At 68.3% G+C, this 17,811-nt stretch carries 6 protein-coding genes; all 6 read left to right on the top strand.

Annotated elements, in window-relative coordinates; translation table 11 throughout:
- The first annotated feature begins 43 nt into the window (after positions 1-43).
- A complete protein-coding gene (locus NBY69_RS09530) occupies positions 44-328 on the top strand; it encodes a WXG100 family type VII secretion target (protein ID WP_250299842.1) in 285 nt (94 codons plus the stop codon).
- A gap of 2 nt (positions 329-330) precedes the next feature.
- The gene (locus NBY69_RS09525; protein WP_250299840.1) at positions 331-759 is read left to right on the top strand and encodes a hypothetical protein; all 429 of its coding nucleotides are present in this window, start codon (positions 331-333) and stop codon (positions 757-759) included.
- A gap of 123 nt (positions 760-882) precedes the next feature.
- Complete coding sequence (locus NBY69_RS09520) at positions 883-2,967, top strand: hypothetical protein (protein ID WP_250299838.1); 2,085 nt, start codon at positions 883-885, stop codon at positions 2,965-2,967.
- Positions 2,967-3,473 carry a YbaB/EbfC family nucleoid-associated protein gene (locus NBY69_RS09515; RefSeq protein ID WP_250299836.1) on the top strand — a complete coding sequence of 169 codons (507 nt, stop codon included), beginning with the start codon at positions 2,967-2,969 and terminating at the stop codon, positions 3,471-3,473. Before NBY69_RS09520 ends, NBY69_RS09515 begins: the two co-directional genes overlap by 1 nt.
- On the top strand, positions 3,466-3,792 hold the full coding sequence (locus tag NBY69_RS09510) for a hypothetical protein (protein ID WP_250299835.1): 327 nt from the start codon (positions 3,466-3,468) through the stop codon (positions 3,790-3,792). Before NBY69_RS09515 ends, NBY69_RS09510 begins: the two co-directional genes overlap by 8 nt.
- Positions 3,793-3,805: 13 nt before the next feature.
- Positions 3,806-17,811, top strand: a 14,006-nt coding sequence (locus NBY69_RS09505; RefSeq protein ID WP_250299833.1) for an EndoU domain-containing protein, incomplete at its 3' end; no start/stop codon positions are given.

Below are 17,811 nucleotides of genomic sequence, written 5' to 3'. Positions count from 1 at the left end.
GCCTCTTCACCCCCTCCCACACCTCCTGAAAGGACGACCGGACATGGCGGACGTCACACTCGAAGTCCAGCGCGCCAACGCGGCCATCGACGACATGGTCAAGGCCAACACGGACATGGTGAACGCGCTCACCGAACTGCTCAGCCAGCTCGGCCCCCTGAAGGCGTCCTTCTCCGGTCAGACCGCGACCGTGTACACGGACTTCCAGAACCAGGCCAACACCGCCATCGAGACGATGAACGCCCAGTTCGGCACAGGTCAGCAGGCCCTGAAGGAAATGGTCGACGGCCAGGTCGCGGGTGACAAGCGCGGCTCAGGGATGTTCTGACCATGGCCAAGGACGAGAACGACGACGGGGACACCGGCACCTTCAAGGTGACCGAGGGCTGGCTCAAGGGTGAGGCCCGCACCAGGGTCCTCGGACTCCAGGGCTGGCTCCAGTCGGGCCCCGACTACGCGACGCTGGGCGAATACGCAACCGAGTCGGGCGTCCACAAGGGACTCCTCGCGGGCTCGGGCACCCTGGGCCCCGACGCGACTCTGCACAAGGTGTTCACTCAGCTCTGTTCAAGTCTCAAGACGCAGCTGGACGTTCTCGGGGACGGTTTCACCACCATGTCGATCGACATGGCGACCGTCGACACCATTCTCCAGAACAGCGAGGACGACGCCGCCCTGACGGCGGATCAGATGAACCTGGAGCTGGCGAACGCCCTCAAGGAGTTCGGCGGCACTCCCACCGCTCCTCCCAGCCCGTAACTCCGGTACGCGGCACCGGCACCGTCCGACATCGGCATCGGGCGGTGCCGGACCGCCCGGCGCCTCCACCGCTCAACCTCCGCACTGCGCAACCGTCTGCATCACACCCGTAAGGAACCCGCCATGGCCACCCCCACGAATCCGGAGGACTCGTTCCCCGACCGGAAGTGGGAGGACGGACTCGCGTTCGTCGCCCCCAAAGACGGCGATCTGGCCAAGGTGACCAACCGCGCGGATGTGACCAAGGATCCGTGGTTCAAGAGCGATCACCGGGCCGTCTCGGCTGCCGATGGCGACGTCGGCACCCCCTCAGGCTATGACTACGGCTGGTCGCAGGGCTGGACAGCAAGTGGCGGAAAGAGCTACACGTACCAGATCGGGTTCAGCCTGACGCCCGAAGTCGGAGACAACGGCTCGGACACCCCTCTGTCCAAGTTCATCCACGAACCCTGGGCCATCATCGGGCCGCCGTTGAACACCCTGATCGGCAACTCCACGACCAGTGTGGGCAGTTTCGACGACGGTGCGATGATGCTGCGCAACGTTCTCAACCACATGGATTTCGTGGAGAACGACATCAAGGCGTGGGTGAAAGACATCAACGTGCCGGACTCCGAGATGCAGGGCACGGCGGCCGGGGCCTTCAAGCGGGTCCTCGTGGCCGTGCAGCAGCAGGTGGCGTACCTCCATCAGGAGGTGGTGAACCGCGGGGACATCCCGACTCTCATCGACAGTGCGCGTGTCAAGCTCCACGATGCGATGTTCGCACTGGTCACCGCGGCCGACACCTTCCGCAACGCCCCGGGCGGCTGGCCCGGCACCCATGTCCACGACACGTTCTTCAACGCCATGGCCGGCGCGACTCTCACGTTCAGCTCGGACAGGGGTTCCGTCACTCTCGACGTACCAGGACTCGGAAATCCGACCACGCCGGAATTCTGGTCCACGCTGGAGCAGAAGTCGAAGGACGCCTGGTTGAAGCAGGTGGCGGACGTGCTGGACACTGTCGCCAAGCCGCAGTTGGGCTACGTGCAAACCGCCTATCAGGCCGCAATCGACGTGATCCCGCCGAGCGCCCTCACCAAGCCGCCGTACCGCGATCCCAACGCACCGAAGCCACCCGGCGACAAAAAACCCCCCGGCGACGGCACCGGCGACAAAAAACCCCCCGGCGACGGCACCGGCGACAAGAAGCCCCCCGGCGACGACACCGGCGACAAGAAGCCCCCCGGCGACGACACCAACACCGGTGACAAGCCGCCGGGGTCGGGCATCACCGGGCCGCCGAAGACCGAATCCAACGTCCCGCCCCCGCCGCCGCAGTCGAAGACGACCGGTCCCCCGCAGACCAACGAGGGTGGTGGCGGCGGCAACACGCTGCTCGACAAGAACAACCAGCCGATCAAGGACTCGAAGGGCAACACCCCCGACATCCCGCCCGGGTCGCACATAGACCCCAAAACAAACCAGATCATCGGGCCGGACGGCAAGCCGGTGCTGGGCGCCGACAAGAAGCCCCTCATGGCTCCGGCGAACTCCCACATCGGCCCCGGCCCGTCGATCGGGAACAGCAGCAGCAACAGCAAGACCAGCCAGCAGCAGCTGAAGGAACAGCAGGAGCTGGCTGAGAAGCAGATCAAGCAGCAGAAGGCCAACCAGCAGCAGCAGCTGAAGGACCAGCAGGAACTGCAGGAGAAGCAGCTCAAGCAGCAGCAGCTCAACCAGCAGCAGCAGTTGAAGCAGCGGAAGGCGCAGGAGGCCCAGGAGGTCGAGCAGGAGAAGGCCTACCAGAAGGCCCTCTCCGGGATTCGCGGTGACGCCCGTACCGAGAGCAGCGGCAACGGGTACGGGAACAAGACCGGAGGCGGCGGCAGGAACAAACTGAACCTGGAGGAGCTGCCGCCCCGGGGCAACGAGCGGCTCCCCAACGGCCGGAGCATCGGCGACCCCAAGACCTCGGTCTCGGAGCGCGTCCGGACCCGCACCTCGGCCAACGAGCCCAATCTGGCCGCGGAGGAGTCCGCGGTCAGGCAGTCCTCCGCGATGAACCGCACGTCGTCCAACGGCCAGCCGATGATGCCTCCCATGGGTGGCGGAGGCGGCGGCGGGGGCGGCGGCGAGCGGGACCGTGAGCGCCGCACCTGGCTGGCAGAGGACGAAGAGACCTGGGGCACCTCCCAGGCAGCAGCACCGGGAGTGATCGGCTGATGGGTAACGGATTCCAGGAACAGCTCGACGAGATGATGGGAAAGCTCGCGGAACACCGCGATTCCCTCCTCGCGACCCAGCGGGAGCTGGCCAAGTACACGGTCACCGTGCAGTCGAAGGACCGGATGCTGACGGTCGTCGCGGGCGCCCAGGGCGACGTGCGGGAGATCAAGTTCCATACGAACGCGTACCGCGACATGGCGCCCGCCGAACTGGGCGCGGCGCTGGTCGAGGTCATCGGGCAGGCCAGGGAGCAGGCCGGGCAGAAGGTCCGCGAGACCATGATGCCGTTCCAGGGAGCGGGCGCCGCCATGCGCAAGTCGATGACGGGCGGCAGCGAATTCGACGACCTGATGGGCCCGTTGCGGGAGATGTGGCCGGGCCCCGAGGGGCCGGGCGGCACACCGGGCGCCGGACGGAAGGGCACAGGCAAGGCGTCCGGCGGCACACCGGGCACCGGGCGGAACGGCACGGGCAAGGGGAAGGGCGGTACCTCGGATGGCTGAGAAGATCACCACCATCGACCAGCTCAAGCAGCAGTTCGCCCAGTACCCGCAGATCGGGGAGCTGATCAAGCAGATCGGCGACTACCTGGCCCAGATCGACAAGATCAATATCGATGGCGGCGGCCAGGACGACGAGATCGCCAAGCAGTACCACGAGACCATCGACCCCGGTATGAAGCACCTGCACGACCTGCTGACCCTGCTCAAGACCCTGGTCGAACAGGTCGGGTACTCGGGATCCGACGTGATGGCCCTGTTCGACCGGGTCGAGGACGAAGCCAAGTCACTCGCGACCAGTTGGTCGAACGACTCCAAGTGATGAGAACCCACGGATGCTGACGCCCTCCCCCGCGATCGAGTGGATCATGCATGCCCTCACGGGCATGAAGTGGCCACAGGCCAACGAGGACGAGCTCCGCAACGCAGCGGATCTCTACGACTCCGTGGGCAACGACTACAAGCAGCTCGACGACCAGCTCGTACAGCTGCTCCAGAGCATCCGGCAGAACTTCGAGGGCGACGCGGCCACCGCGTTCCTCAATCTGGGCCAGGTCATCGCGGGCGGCAAGGACTCGTTCCTCGATGCGGCGGCGGAGCAGTCCCAGCAAATGGCGAAGACCGCCCGGGACACCGCGACCCAGGCCGAGTACACGAAATGGATGATGCTCGCCCAGCTCATCGAGCTGCTGGCCGAGTTCATGTACGCCATGGCGTTCTCGTGGGTGCCCGGCTTCGGTGAGGCACTGCTGGAGGGGCTGAGCTGGCGCACGCTCTTCACCCGGGTGTTCCTCAAGATGCTGATCAAGGAGCTGCTCAAGAGGATCGCCCAGCACGTCGCCCTCGGGGTCGGCATGGGCATCGCGATGGACCGCATCATCCAGATGGTCCAGATCGGCCAGGGCAACCGGGACAAGTTCGACAACAAGCTGCTGCTGGACGCGATCAAGTTCGGCGCGATCCAGGGCCTGGTCACCGGGCCGCTCAGCCTGCTCGCCCCGGGGATCGGCAAGTGGCTGGGCAACAAGCTCGGCAAGGGTCTGTCGAAGCTCCTCACCACGGAGCTGAAGACGCTCTTCAAGACCCTGGAGAAGGTCGGGGGCAAGGGCGGAGCCAATGACCTGGCCAAGAACGTGGCCAAGCTGCTGAGCAATCACGACCTCAGCCTCACCAAGGGCTTCACCAAGCTCGGTGGGAAGGAGGGCGCCAAGGCCACGACCGAGAACTTCATCAAGAACATGGGCAAGGAGTTCGCCAAGTCCCCCATCAACGGGTTCACGAAGGAGGAGTCCCGTCAGATCGGCAAGACCTGGGCCAAGACCGTCACCGAGCACTGGTCGGGCCCGACCAAGGGCGCGGCGGAAGCACTCAGCAAGGAACTCACCAGGGAACTGGGCAGCACGCTCGACAAGAACGCCCTGAAGGTGCTCGCCCATGACATGCCCCAGACCCTGATGCACATGGGTTTCCAGGGCAACAAGCGCTTCCGGCTGGGCATGGTCGGCAGTGGGCTGCTCGTGGAGTCCATAGGCCAGAACCTCGGTGAGGGTTTCTACAACCTGATCTACCAGGACGGCTTCTCCACGTCGTGGGACACCTTCGTCGCGGGCATGCTGACCGGCGGACTGAGTCACGGCGGCCACGTCTATCTCGTCCACCCCGTCGTGCATGCCATGTCCCACCACTTCGACACCTCGGGGCTCGGCGGCGGGTTCGACAAGGGCCTGGACAAGAACTTCGACCTGGACCTGCCCACGGGCCTGGACAAGAACGTAGCCGGGGACCTCGACGAACACCTCGATCATCTCGATGTGGAAGATGATCCCGATTACTTCAACATGAGCGACAGCGACACGGATTCGCTGTACAGCGACACCAGCACCGTCCACACGTCCCACGACCAGGTGACGCCGGTGAAGCCGGTGGCGACGACCTCCTCGGACTCGACGGTCCCTACGGTCAACCACACGAACGACGTTCAGCACACGAACACTTCGGACTCTTCGAACTCTCAGAACCACTCCGAGAACCCGGTGGCACCGGTCGCTCCCGTCCCGCAGGGCGCACCGAACACCTCCGTGCCCCCGGCCAACACGGCACCGACCACCTCGCCGAACCTGTCGTCCACCCACGCGTCGTCGCCCAACACCCCCCATGCGGCTTCCTCGCCCCGCCGTCCGAACCAGTCCCCCCTTCTGCCGAACAATGGCGAGGGCAGCAGCAACAACATCGAGCTGAAGCCCCTGCGTCGCCCGACTACGACAGAAACCACTTCCACTTCCACCGACTTCGACGCGTCGCTCACGCCGAACAACGAGTCGGTCACGGCCCCGAAGCCGACGGCGAACAACGTCACGGAGACGGTTGATGCCAACGCGACGGTTCCGGAGACGCCGCCCCCGCCGAAGCAGTTGCCCCACGACAACGTCGTCTCCACCGAGCACCGGGACAACTCGGGACTCGACACGGATCAGCTGCGGAACGACCAGTCCGACCAGAACTCCGCACAACAGCAACAGCAACAGCAGCAGTCCGGCCAGCACACCGATCAGCAGAACAACCAGCAGCCCAACCAGAACACCGACCAGCAGAACAACAACCAACAGAACAACAGCCAGGCCAACGACCAGATCACCGAGCAGACCAACCAGCAGACCAACGAAGAGAACCCGGGCGGCGACCCCGAGTACGACGACACCCTGACGCCCCCCGAGAACAACCCCAGAGACACCGCCGAGGGCTCCCCCCGTCCTCCCCTCTGGCAGCACGACGTCATCCAGTACGTCAGGAACCCCGAAACTCCCCGTCCCCCGACGACTCCGCTCCCCACCGGCTCCGCCGCAGGCCACAGCAGCACCAAGCTGCTTCAGCCGCGCCAGGGCGCGAGCATCGGCAGCAAGCTCCACACGATGCTCAACACCAGGCTCGGCCGCGAGCGCGCCGACGCCGCCCTGGCCAAGCAGATCGATGACGCGCTGGCCCGGAACCCGAGCTCGTTCCTCGGCGAGGGCCGCCGCTTCGTGGCCAAGCACAGCGTCCCCAACTCCCTCAAGGCGAGCCTCACCAAGGCGAAGCGGACCGTGGTGACCGTCACGGCCGTTCCGTACGCCGACGTGTGGACCCACCATCCGGACTCCGAGGCCCGCGACCCGCACAAGCTGGACACGTCCCAGCAGTTCCAGCAGCAGACCGGCACGAACACCGGCACCTCCCGGGGCACCAACCTTCAGGTCAAGCTCAACACGGGGGCACTGCCGTCGACGACCCGTGTGGTGGTGGAGGTCGGCGCGAACGCCGCCCACAACCAGAAGCATGTCGTGGGCACCCATGACCAGCGTTCGTACCAGCGGGAGACGCGTACGACGGGTGGCAGTGAGTTCTTCCGGCAGGACGTCTACTACCGGGTCGAGTTCCACAGGGAGGGCGTGGGATCCTTCGGCACCGGCGTCAAGAACGGGATGACGACCCGGGTCTCCAAGGGTTCCGCCGTGCCGAAGGCGACGGAGCTGCGCGTCCCGAAGCACTTCACCCCGCAGCCCGATGCGCACCTCGGCTCACCGAGCACCGAGGGCTTCGGGCCGGTCAAGTCGCTCTTCGATTGGGCCGTCCAGAGGATCGACGCCAAGCCGGGCACGCGCGAACACCAGCAGCTCAGCGACTACTTCTCCACGGAGCACTTCCACGGCATGGCCGACGAGCTGGCCCGCGGTCCGCTGCCGCCGCTCGACGTGCGCAAGAGCAACGGCACGTCCGCGGGCCGCTTCGAGGTGGGCAAGGCGGTGTCCGGCCAGCACCATCTGATCGAGGTCGTGGACGACGCCGAGCTGCGCATCACGGATCAGATCACCGTGAAGAACGAGGTCCTGGTCCAGGACAACCGGCGTTACGTGGTGACCTTCTTCGGCGGCTCGCGGTTCGCCATCCCGACCGATCATGCGCCGAACCTCTTCATGCAGCTCGGGCTCACCCTGCAATACAGCCACGACTCCAGCGAGGTCTCGCTCCAGGGCGGGAACGTGGGACGCAAGATCACCGGACGGGTGAAGGGCAGCCCGACGGCCCTCTACCTCCAGGAGATGAAGGTCCCCGTCACCATCGACGGCCATGAGACGACCCTCGACACCTGGAGCCTCGTACGGCTGCCGGTACGCGAGGCGCGCGAGCGGGCGGGCTGGGACCCCGACATCCGTACCCGCCCCGAGGGCAGCGAGCCGCCGCTGCCCGCGAGCTGGCGCAACGGCGACTACGACCTGACACACACCAGGGCCACCGACCTCGTCATCGGCAACCGCCACTCCGACGATCCGGCGTCCCCGCACGTACTCGTCGACCAGGTGCTGGACTGGATCGGCCGGACGCACGGCGACTCGGTGCTGGTCGCCCCCCGCCCGGGTACGGACCGGGCCAACCTGCGCGGGCAGTGGAACAAGTTCACCCAGTACATCAGCGGTGAGCGGAGTCGGGCCGAGCAGAACACCCGGATCATCATGGCCAAGTTCGACGAGCGGAACCTCGCGGCCACGCTCAACGAACTGGCCCACGACGGGCTGTCGGTCAAGCTGTTCGGCCGCTCGCTCACCAAGCAGCGCTTCTTCGACCTGAACCTGAAGGTCGATCTCGCCCCGCCGGTCTACCGCGGCACCGACCGTAACGAGATGACCCGTCAGGCCATCAACGCCGGTGAACGCGTGGGTAATTCACACAGCACCACGCACAGCTACGGGGCCCAGGTGGCCGCCACCCTGGAGTTGCGCTCCGGGGCGACGCTCCCGAACGGTACGCCGGAGCACATCGGCGTGCTGGGGGTCAAGGGCGGCGCGAACCGCCAGCACACCCGGAGCACCGGCAGCATGGGGACGGCCGGCCGCGAGGACGTGACGGCCACTCCGGCGGGGGTGCACTCCTACCGGGCGACCGGCACGTTGAAGGCCACGCTGGTGGGCGTGGACCAGTGGCACTCGCCGTACCGGGCCGTGACGCTCGGCCGGGCCAACCGCACGCTCCACGGGCCGGCCACCGTGGGCGGCCACGGCGCCACACTCGGGGACTTCAGTGTGATGCTCCACCTGTCGGAGCAGCACGCGCCCAAGGTCGACCCGCACGCGGAGGGCGCGTTCAACCCGTACGCGACCGACCGGGAGACCACCTCCCGGGAGCTGCGGCCGGACGAGACCGAGGATCTGTGGGCGCCGTCGGAGTGGCAGCGCGGTGACTCGCTCAAGAACATCCCGGTGATGACCCTCTTCGTGCCGACGGACACGCACATCCAGTCGGCGGGCCCGCTGGTCGCGAACCGGGCCACCCGCGGCGAGTGGACGCTGACCACTCCGGGGACCAGCCAGCACGAGCGGATGAAGAACGCCTTCAGCTCGATGTCGCTGACCTCCGACGCCGACCAGGTGTTCTCCCCGACGGGCAAGCAGCTCAACGACGTACGCGCCCCCGGTTTCCTGTACGGCGCGACGGGCGACATCCGGCTCGTCGGACGGCGTGGGGAGCCGACCGCCGTGGGCGGCCCCGTCGATCTCAAGCCGGAGCAGAACCGGAGTCTGGACCTGGCGATCTCGGGGGGAGACGGCAAGGGCTGGGTGCTGTCGATCGACCTGAACGCGGGGCACTTCCCGGCGCAGCAGACGAATCCGCCCACCACGACGCGGTACGGCGTGGGCTACACCCCGTTCCAGCGCTCCACCATGACCTCGAAGGGCGCCGGCCGGACCACCGGACGGTCCGTCAATGTGGTGCCGGAGAACGGCTATTGGGTCCCGGTCACCACGGACGCGGAATACCGCTTCGAGATGAGCAGCGACAAGCTCGGTGTCTTCACCCCGTTCCGCTCGGCGCTGCCCGCATGGACCGGGCAGCTGGTGAACAAGGCGAACGCCTGGCGCGGGCTGGTCACCGAGCAGGCGGCGCACGCGCTGGGTCTGTTCCGGACCGGTGTCGACACGGTGCCCAGCCTCGCCACCGGAGCGGGCACCTGGTCGCACCCCTCATGGTTCAAGCAGAGCCCGCTCGGGGTCTTCCCGGTGTCGGCGCCGAACGGGACCGATGCGGGGCGGGCGCAGTTCAACCAGACGCTGCGCAATCTGCGGTTCACCCGCAACAGCCTGGAGTCCATCAGGACCCTGCTGTCCGAACGGCACGGGCAGGCCCTGGTCGAGGCCGGCATTCCGCAGCAGTACCGGGGCCGCGCTCCCTGGCGCGGTTTCAGCGACAGCCTCCCCTTCGGGGGCAAGAACTACCGGGTCACGGTGCAGCAGGTCCCCGGCACCCGGACGGTCAAGGACTTCGGCTTCGGCGATGTGGAGAACGGCCACTCCGTCGCCACCAGCAACAGCGCGTCCCGGGGCGTCAACCGCTCCAAGGGTGTCTCCGCGAACATCACCGAACGCATCACCGGGCCGAACGGTTCGACGGGCGGTCCACTGCTGAACGCCGGTGACTCGCAGGGTCAGAGCGCCTCCGAGAGCACCTCGCAGTCGGACACGGTGTCGCAGACCACGGTGCTCCCCGGCCCGGTCGCCACCGTCTCCACCTCGTACGACGTCGTGGTCACGATCGTGGACAACAAGGGCAACACCGTACTGACCCACACCTGGGAGGCGGGCAGTGCGGACAGCCAGGAGCCGCTGGCCCTGCTCAGGCCGGGCGGGGAGCGCGCGGGCGATGTGTACACGGTGCCGCCCGTCTCCGTGGACGTGCTGCCGTCGAGGAACGTGACTCCGGGGAATGTCGGTCGCCTCGTCACCGACCACGTGGCCGGCGCCAAACGCCCCGAAGCACTGGTCCCCGGCAACGGGGTGCACTTCACGCGGGTGCTCGGCTCGGAGAATGTCGAGGCGCTGGCCCACATCACCCTGGCGAAGGCCCAGACCCCGCACCTCAACGGCGGTCACGCGGGCAAGGGTCCGGAGACCCAGGGGGTGCTCACCGGTGACCAGCTGGTCCAGGCCCGTGCCAAGGCCGCGAACGTCAAGCTGCTGGCGCCCGGCAAGGGCGGCGGCGACACCCTGACGTCCGGCACCAACGAGCTGTCCCTGACCGGTTCGCTCATCGACGGTTCGGCGCTCGGCGAGAACGGCTACCAGCCGCTCGGCCTGGTCGACGACGCCCTCATCGGCGGCTCCACCGGATCCCTCCAACTCCACCCGTCCTTCGACCTGTCGGGGGCCAAGCTGCTGGCGACGGCCGACGTACGGATGGAGTACGCCACCGGCACGAGCGAGAGTCACGACGTCGGTGAGGGCGACTCCGGCAGCAAGAACCGCGGGCTGGGCGGTGACGCCATCGGGGCCGACTCGCACAAGACGACGTACCAGATCACCCCGGTCATCGCGCCGGGCGTCAACGCGTCGGAGGAGTACAAGTTCAACGAGGCGACCGCCGCCAAGATCAATATGAAGCCGGACACCGGGCGGGCCTTCCTCTTCTCCGTACCCACGAAGTGGCTGGCCGTCGCCGGGGTGCACCGCCACTTCAAGGACAGCTCGGTCGGCCAGGCGATGATCCGCGGGCTGAACTGGGAGGGCTTCGACCCGCCGGGTGTCCAGGCCGGTACGGCGGACACCGAGGTGCTCGCCTGGATCCGCGAGGACGTGGCCCGCGACCTGGGACTCATCACCGACACGAACTTCCCCGAGAAGCTGTCCGGGCAGTGGGACGACGTGACCAAGGGGTGGAAGACGTGGAAGGCGAACCACGACGCGTACTGGAGCGCGTACCGCCCCCTGACCGACCTGGCGTTCGTGGTGACGGACGCGAAGCACCGGCTGGAGGTGGCGACCACCCCTGAGGCCCGACAGGCGGCGCAGCAGGCACTGGACGCGGCGCAGTCCGCACTGGACGAGGCACGGCAGACGGCCGAGCCGAAGCTGGAGGCGCTGGAGCAGAAGCTGAAGCTCGCGGGCGAGCACTACCACGCCCTGCGGTCGGCCGCCGATGCCCTCAACGACTGGCACCGGCTGCCGGAGAACGAACGCACGGGCACCGAGGCGCCCGAGGCGCTGGCGTACGACCCCACCGTGGAGCACGCCCACGGCGTGGAGAAGCCCGAACCCCCCGCTGCTTCGTACACGGAGTTCACCGACGACGAGGGTGAACTCCTCGGCGTGGAGGACGTTTCCTCCGGCAAGGTCCACCCGGTCGGCCCGGTCTTCCACGACGGCAACGGCTTCTTCCACTCCCTGGCCGAGCACCTGGTCCGGATCGATCCGGACCTGCTGGCGCAGCAGGGCATCGTCCTCCCGGAGAACCGTGACCTCACCGGTGTGGCGAACGACCTGCGTGCGCTGTTCGGGCAGACCCTCCGCGACGGCGGGGACAACCCGCTGGCGGACTACATCCACCCGGACCTCACCGACACGTTCGAGCGCGACGAGGTCCGCCTGGCCGGGCTGGAGAACCTGCTGGACACGACGACGCCACAGGGCAAGGAGTACACGGAGGGCAAGTGGATTCCGCACTCGGCGGGCGCCCCCACCGTGAACCACCGTGCGGTACTGACCCCGGAGCAGCGGACCGCGCTCGCCGCGTCGCAGACTCAACGGCCGCCCAACGAGAAGTCCGCGGCCAAGGACAGCGCAGGTGACCTGTACCCGCCGCTGGCCGCCCAGCTGTTCGGGGTGCCGGTGACGGTGCTGGTGGACGGCAGGCGCCATACGTTCATGCCCGACGGGAGCGAGGCGACGGGCCACGAGGGTGCCGATGGCGTCGAGCTGCTGCTGAAGGACGGCCACTACCGGCACGTCGATCAGACCGGGAACCTGAAGCCTCCGCAGGAAACGCCGTCCGACAACGAGTCCGACAACAACTCCCTCTCCGAGCACGAATCGGTCTCGGACCACGACTCGGTCTCGGACGACGGGTCCGACGTCGAGCCCGTGCCGGGCACGCCCCGCCCGGTACTCAAGGTGCCGGACGACGGCTACTCACACCTCACTTCGCTGCTGGTCAGCGCCCCCTCGGCGGTCGGGCCGAAGCTCCCCCACCTCGGCCAGAGGCTGCGTTCCCTGGTCGACTCCCCGGACGAGCTGCGCGTCATCGCCTCGGCCGCGTCCGACGTCGAGCACCACCAGGACCTGCACACGCTGGTGCTCGGCATGAAGGAGGCCGTGCACGCCCATGTGGTGGAGCTGGGCGCCCGCGGGCTCGCCATGCGGATGCCCCACCTCGTCCCGCAGTTCGCCCAGGGCAACCGACGCGCCATGTACCGGGCCGTGAACCTCATGTTCAAGGAGGTGAAGACGGCCGTCGCCGCGTGGGAACACAGCGGGGACTCCCCCTGGTCCCAGAGCTTCCTGCCGCTGCTGGCCGATACCTTCGGGGTGGACCTCACCGTGCACACCCTGCCGTCCGGCGGTAACCCCGGCGGGTCGGACCGGTTCCAGCCCCCGCCCGGGGGTGGTGCTCCTCTCTCCGTACACCTTCAGCAGAACGGCTCGCACTTCGACGGGACGACGGAGCCGACCGCACGACCGCGGACCGAATCGTTCCGTGTCCCGAGCGCCTCGCCGAACGCCCCGCTCCACACGCGGCACACCGGCCCGCTGGAGGCCCCGGCACCCGTTCCCCTGCACAAGCCTGCCGCCACGCCCACGCTCACCGCCGACTACTCCGTCGTCGAAATCCCCCCGCACCACTCGGCCACGGCCCCCCAACCGGTCGCCGACGTCAGTTCGCTGGGCACGGCCGAGATCCTGTCGCCCAGTGACCGGACCATGGACGAGGGCGGGGCCGCCGCGTCCGTCTGGGAGCGCGGGTTCGCCGTGGAGCGCACCCTGCTCAGCGACGGCAGTGTGCGCTCCGACGTCACGGTGCGCATCCATCTGGACGTGCAGCCGGGTGCCAACGCGAACCACGTAGCGAACGCCAAAGCAATGGCGAAGCGCGGCATCGACAAGTACTACAACGACCCGAAGCACCGTCTCCCCAACGGTGATCTGCTCCAGGTGAAGCTGGAGTTCGTCTTCGATCCCGCAGACGCGCACCGCAAGGTGAAGCTGCACCCGGACCCGGACGGCACGGGCCGCGACAACAGCGCCACCTGGTACGTCTCGGAGGGCGGGGCGGGCTCGATCGACAAGTCGTACGTCATCGCGCACGAGACCGGCCACCTCCTCGGCTTCCAGGACCAGTACCGCGAGGCCAAGCAGGACAATCCGTTCCGGCCGGTGTACGACGACCACTCGCTGATGTCCGGATACGGCATCGACGACGCGGGACTCGTGCAGTTCGACATGGACCACATGACGTCCGACCACACCCTCTCGCCGTCACTGCGGATCATGCCGCGGGATCTGCTGCTGCTCTCCACGGCGGTCGACGCCGCCTGGTCGCACACTCCGGGCGTGGGCGCGGGCCCGCACGACAAGGCCAGGGCGCACATCCCGCTCGACGTACGGGAACGGGTGCTGCGCGGCAACGTCAGCACCGGCGCCGACGGTCTGCTCGCCCCGCGCGGCCCCTCCGGGCGCTTCCGCCCCGAAGCCACCGGACCGCTGAACCCGAACGGCACCTACCGGGCGGGCAAGCGCCCCGACGGCACGGACCAGACGATGTTCCCGGACCACTGGAGCCCCGACGAGGTCCTCCACGCCACCCGCCAGGTCTACCTCGACCACGTCCGCAAGAACACCCTGATCCCCGACAGCGAACGCTCCGGACGCCAGAACTTCGACGGTGTCTACCAGGGCGTACGCATCAAGGGCACCGCCGACACCACCGGCACCATCATCGACTTCGCCCCCCACCCCGACCAGAACGGTCTGCTGCCGCCCACCCACCTCGAACCGCCACCGCCCCGCGAGCTCACCGACGAACCCGCGTTCAGCGACGCCTCCATGCGCTTCATGCTGCGCGGCGACGTCCCGACGCTGACCGGGGTGCAGTACGCGCAAAGCGAGGACCGGCGCGAGCTGGCCCAGACGGACCGCGGCATCATCTTCGAGAAGCTGACGGACCCCGATTTCAACGGCGTGCGCCGGGCCGAGGTGTGGTTCCGGAACCCGCCGACGGGACCCGGGCCGAAGACTCTGAAGGTCGGCGACGGCGACTCGCCCGACGGGGTCGGCCAGGACGGCTGGGGCACCAATCCGCGGATGCTGTTCCCCGAGGAGTGGGCCCCCGGTGATCTGCGCGAGGCCGTACGGGACGCACACAACAACGCCCTGGCCAACGGCCTCTTCGAGGTGCTGCCCGACGGCGGCTACCTGTGGGAGGGCTCGGCGGGCGGCGTCCGGATGCAGGGCGTCGTGAAGGAAGGCACTCACCGCTGGTTCCGTCCGACCCGCTTCCAGCCGCACCCGGAGTGGGACGCGCACGACATCGCGGCGACCACCTCCGAGACCCCGATGACCTACACCAGGGCCTCCGGCGGACTCGCCGAATTCCGTTCCTCGCACGTCGTGTTCACCAACGGCGACCGCGGGCTGAACCTCACCCGGGTCGTCCGGTATTCGAGGGAAATGGACCCGGGAGCCCTCGCCGAGCTGCGCGAGAAGCTGTCCGACGTACAGGACCACATCGACGACACCTACAACACCGGGGAAGAGAGCAAGGAGAACGGCCGGCTCCCCAAGACCCGGTTCACCGTGGAGCTCCGGCCGACGAGCAGGAACAACCCGTCGGAGGACGGCGCCGACATCGGAACGCTGTCCCTGCACAGCTCCGAAGACGCCGCGGCCCGGTTGCTGGGCTTCGACGTGGATCCGGACGCGGGCCGCCAGGACCTCGTACGCCAGGTCCTCGAACACCGCCGACCGACGCCCCAGTCCACCCACGCCTGGAATCCCCCGAACCAGCAGCAGGGCGGGACACCGAACCCGCTGCTCACGTCGGACGTCGAGGCCGCGCTGCGCCGCAACACGCACGCCGGGCTCTTCGACGAACCCGGTGTACTGGAACTCCTGGCCGCCCGCCGCTCCCAGGACCACGCCCCGCACGTCACCAAGGAATCGACCGAAGCAGCGCTCGCCGCCCTCACCGAGGACGAATTCGCGCCCGGCTACACCCGGACCCCGGACGACCAGCTCCCGGACGGCTGGACCCCGGACCGACTGCGACTCGCCGCACTGCGGGCCGCCCGCAGCAGCGCACCGCGTACCCCCGACCTCCACCAGCCGGGCACCCTCACCCTCGTCACCACGCCCGAACCGGGCATGCAGCTCACGACCCGCATCGACAGCACCTCGCTGCTCGTCCTCGGCGCCGAGATCGTCAGGCTGCCGCAGCCGACAGCCCCGGCCGGACACACCCAAACCCCGGCCCCCCAGCCGGGCAACCACGCCCCGGTCGACCTGAACAGCAACGTCACCCCGGTCAACCCGGTCCATCTGGCCGCCATATCAGGGGCGTTGGGCCTGCACCCCACATATCTGCGCAGCGTCCTGCCCGTACTCCACCAGTCCGCCACGCCGAGCGAGGCTCTGCACACCCTGCAGACGCTGGCGACGCGGCTCGACGCGGGACCGCAGCTGGGCGAGTTCGTCCGGCGGATGTCGGAACTCGGGGTCTCCGCCGACGACTGGTGGGACCTGTCGACCTTCCAGCACAGCCAGGGCGACAGCATGCGCAGCCTGCTGGGCCCGGACCTGCAGCAGAGCCGGCAGCGCATCGACGAGTGGCAGCGCACCGAGGTGGTGGACACCGACGCAGTCACCGACGCCACCGCACACGAGCTGGGCGTGCATCCGCTCGCCCTCACCCGGATCGCCGACGCCCTTCGGCTGTACTCCCCTTCGGACATCACCCGGCTGAACATGGACGCCGACTTCTGGCAGCGTCCCGCCACCCCCGAGGAACTGGCGCTGGAGTACCTGGCCGGGCACCGCACGGAGATCGAGGAGCTCCGCGCCGAGATCGACCGGGAGCGGTTCGACGAGATCGCCGACGACCTCCTCGGCGAGAACCGGGACGAGGCCGATCTCGACTACCACGGCTTCCTGCACTGGAGCAGGATGTCCCTCGAAGGTCTGCGGCACTTCACCGCAGCCGAGCTGGACTTCCTGATCGGCAACTGGTCGGCGGTCAGGGACATCGTGCCGCCACCGCCCAACTTCGATCTCGCTGACCACCGGAGCGAGCTGTACGAGGTGGAACACCTGCGCAACCTGGCCGAGTTCGCGGTCGTCAGGGCGAACCGGGCCCAGGACCCGGTGGCGCTCAACAGCGCGCAGGAACGCCTGGCCCAGCTGGACCCCTACGTCACGGACCACCGCGCCGCAATGCAGCAGCGGCTCGCCCAGCTGTGGTCCGAGAACCCCATGACCCCCGCCACTCCGGGGGCGCAGACCCCTCTCTCCCACCCGGCCACGCCGACGCACACGGTCTTCGACGAGGACATCGTGATGGGCGAGGACGCCCCGGTGGACCCGGACGGGGACATCGTGATGACCCCGAGCCCGCACCGGCCCCACTCGTCCCCGCATCTCCCCACCCCGCACGGGACCACTGCACCCGTCCACGCCCCGACACCCGGCGTCGACTACTCCGTCGTCGAGATCCCCCCGCACCGCTCCGCCTCGGTCCCCCGCCCCGAAGAAAAGTCGCTGGGCACGGCCGAGATCGAGCGGCCCAGTATGCGGACCGTGGTGAAGGGCGGGGCCGCCGCGTCCGTCTGGGAGCGCGGGTTCGCCGTCGAACGCACCAAGCTGAGCGACGGCAGTGTGCGCTCCGACATCACGGTCCGTATCCACCTGGACCTCCAGCCCGGTGCCAACGAGAAGCACGTCGCGAACGCCAAGGCCATGGCGAAGCGCGGCATCGACAAGTACTACAACGACCCGAAGCACCGTCTCCCCAACGGTGATCTCCTGCACGTGGAGCTGGAGTTCGTCGGCAACGCCGCGCAGGCACACCGCAAGGTGGCACTGCATCCGGACCCGGACGGCACGGGGCGCGACGACAGCGCCACCTGGTACGTCTCGGAGGGCGGGGCAGGCTCGGCCGACAAGTCACACGTCATCGCGCACGAGACCGGCCATCTCCTCGGCTTCCAGGACCAGTACCGCGAGGCCAGGACAGGCCGTCCGCTCCGGCCGGTGCACGACGACCACTCGCTGATGTCCGGATACGGCACCGACGACGCGGGACTCATCCAGTTCAGCATGGACCACGGGATCTACACCGCCCACGCCCTCTCGCCGACGCTGCGGATCGTGCCGCGGGACCTGCTGCTGCTCTCCACCGCGGTCGACACCGCCTGGTCGCACGCCGACGGCGTGGGCGCGGGACCGCTCGACAAGGCCAGGGCGCACATCCCGCTCGACGTACGGGACCGAGTCCTGCGCGGCAACGCCACCACCGGCGCCACCGGCCTGCTCGCCCCACGCGGCCCCTCCGG

Origin of the sequence: Streptomyces sp. A 4/2, assembly GCF_940670765.1 — a bacterium.
Taxonomy (GTDB): domain Bacteria; phylum Actinomycetota; class Actinomycetes; order Streptomycetales; family Streptomycetaceae; genus Streptomyces.
This window is presented reverse-complemented; position numbering and strand designations above follow the sequence as displayed.

What these genes read in the sequence shown, in the direction of transcription:
- NBY69_RS09530 (WP_250299842.1), top strand. Translation starts at nt 44, where the DNA reads ATGGCGGACGTCACACTCGAAGTCCAGCGCGCCAACGCGGCCATCGAC.
- NBY69_RS09525 (WP_250299840.1), top strand. Translation starts at nt 331, where the DNA reads ATGGCCAAGGACGAGAACGACGACGGGGACACCGGCACCTTCAAGGTG.
- NBY69_RS09520 (WP_250299838.1), top strand. Translation starts at nt 883, where the DNA reads ATGGCCACCCCCACGAATCCGGAGGACTCGTTCCCCGACCGGAAGTGG.
- NBY69_RS09515 (WP_250299836.1), top strand. Translation starts at nt 2,967, where the DNA reads ATGGGTAACGGATTCCAGGAACAGCTCGACGAGATGATGGGAAAGCTC.
- NBY69_RS09510 (WP_250299835.1), top strand. Translation starts at nt 3,466, where the DNA reads ATGGCTGAGAAGATCACCACCATCGACCAGCTCAAGCAGCAGTTCGCC.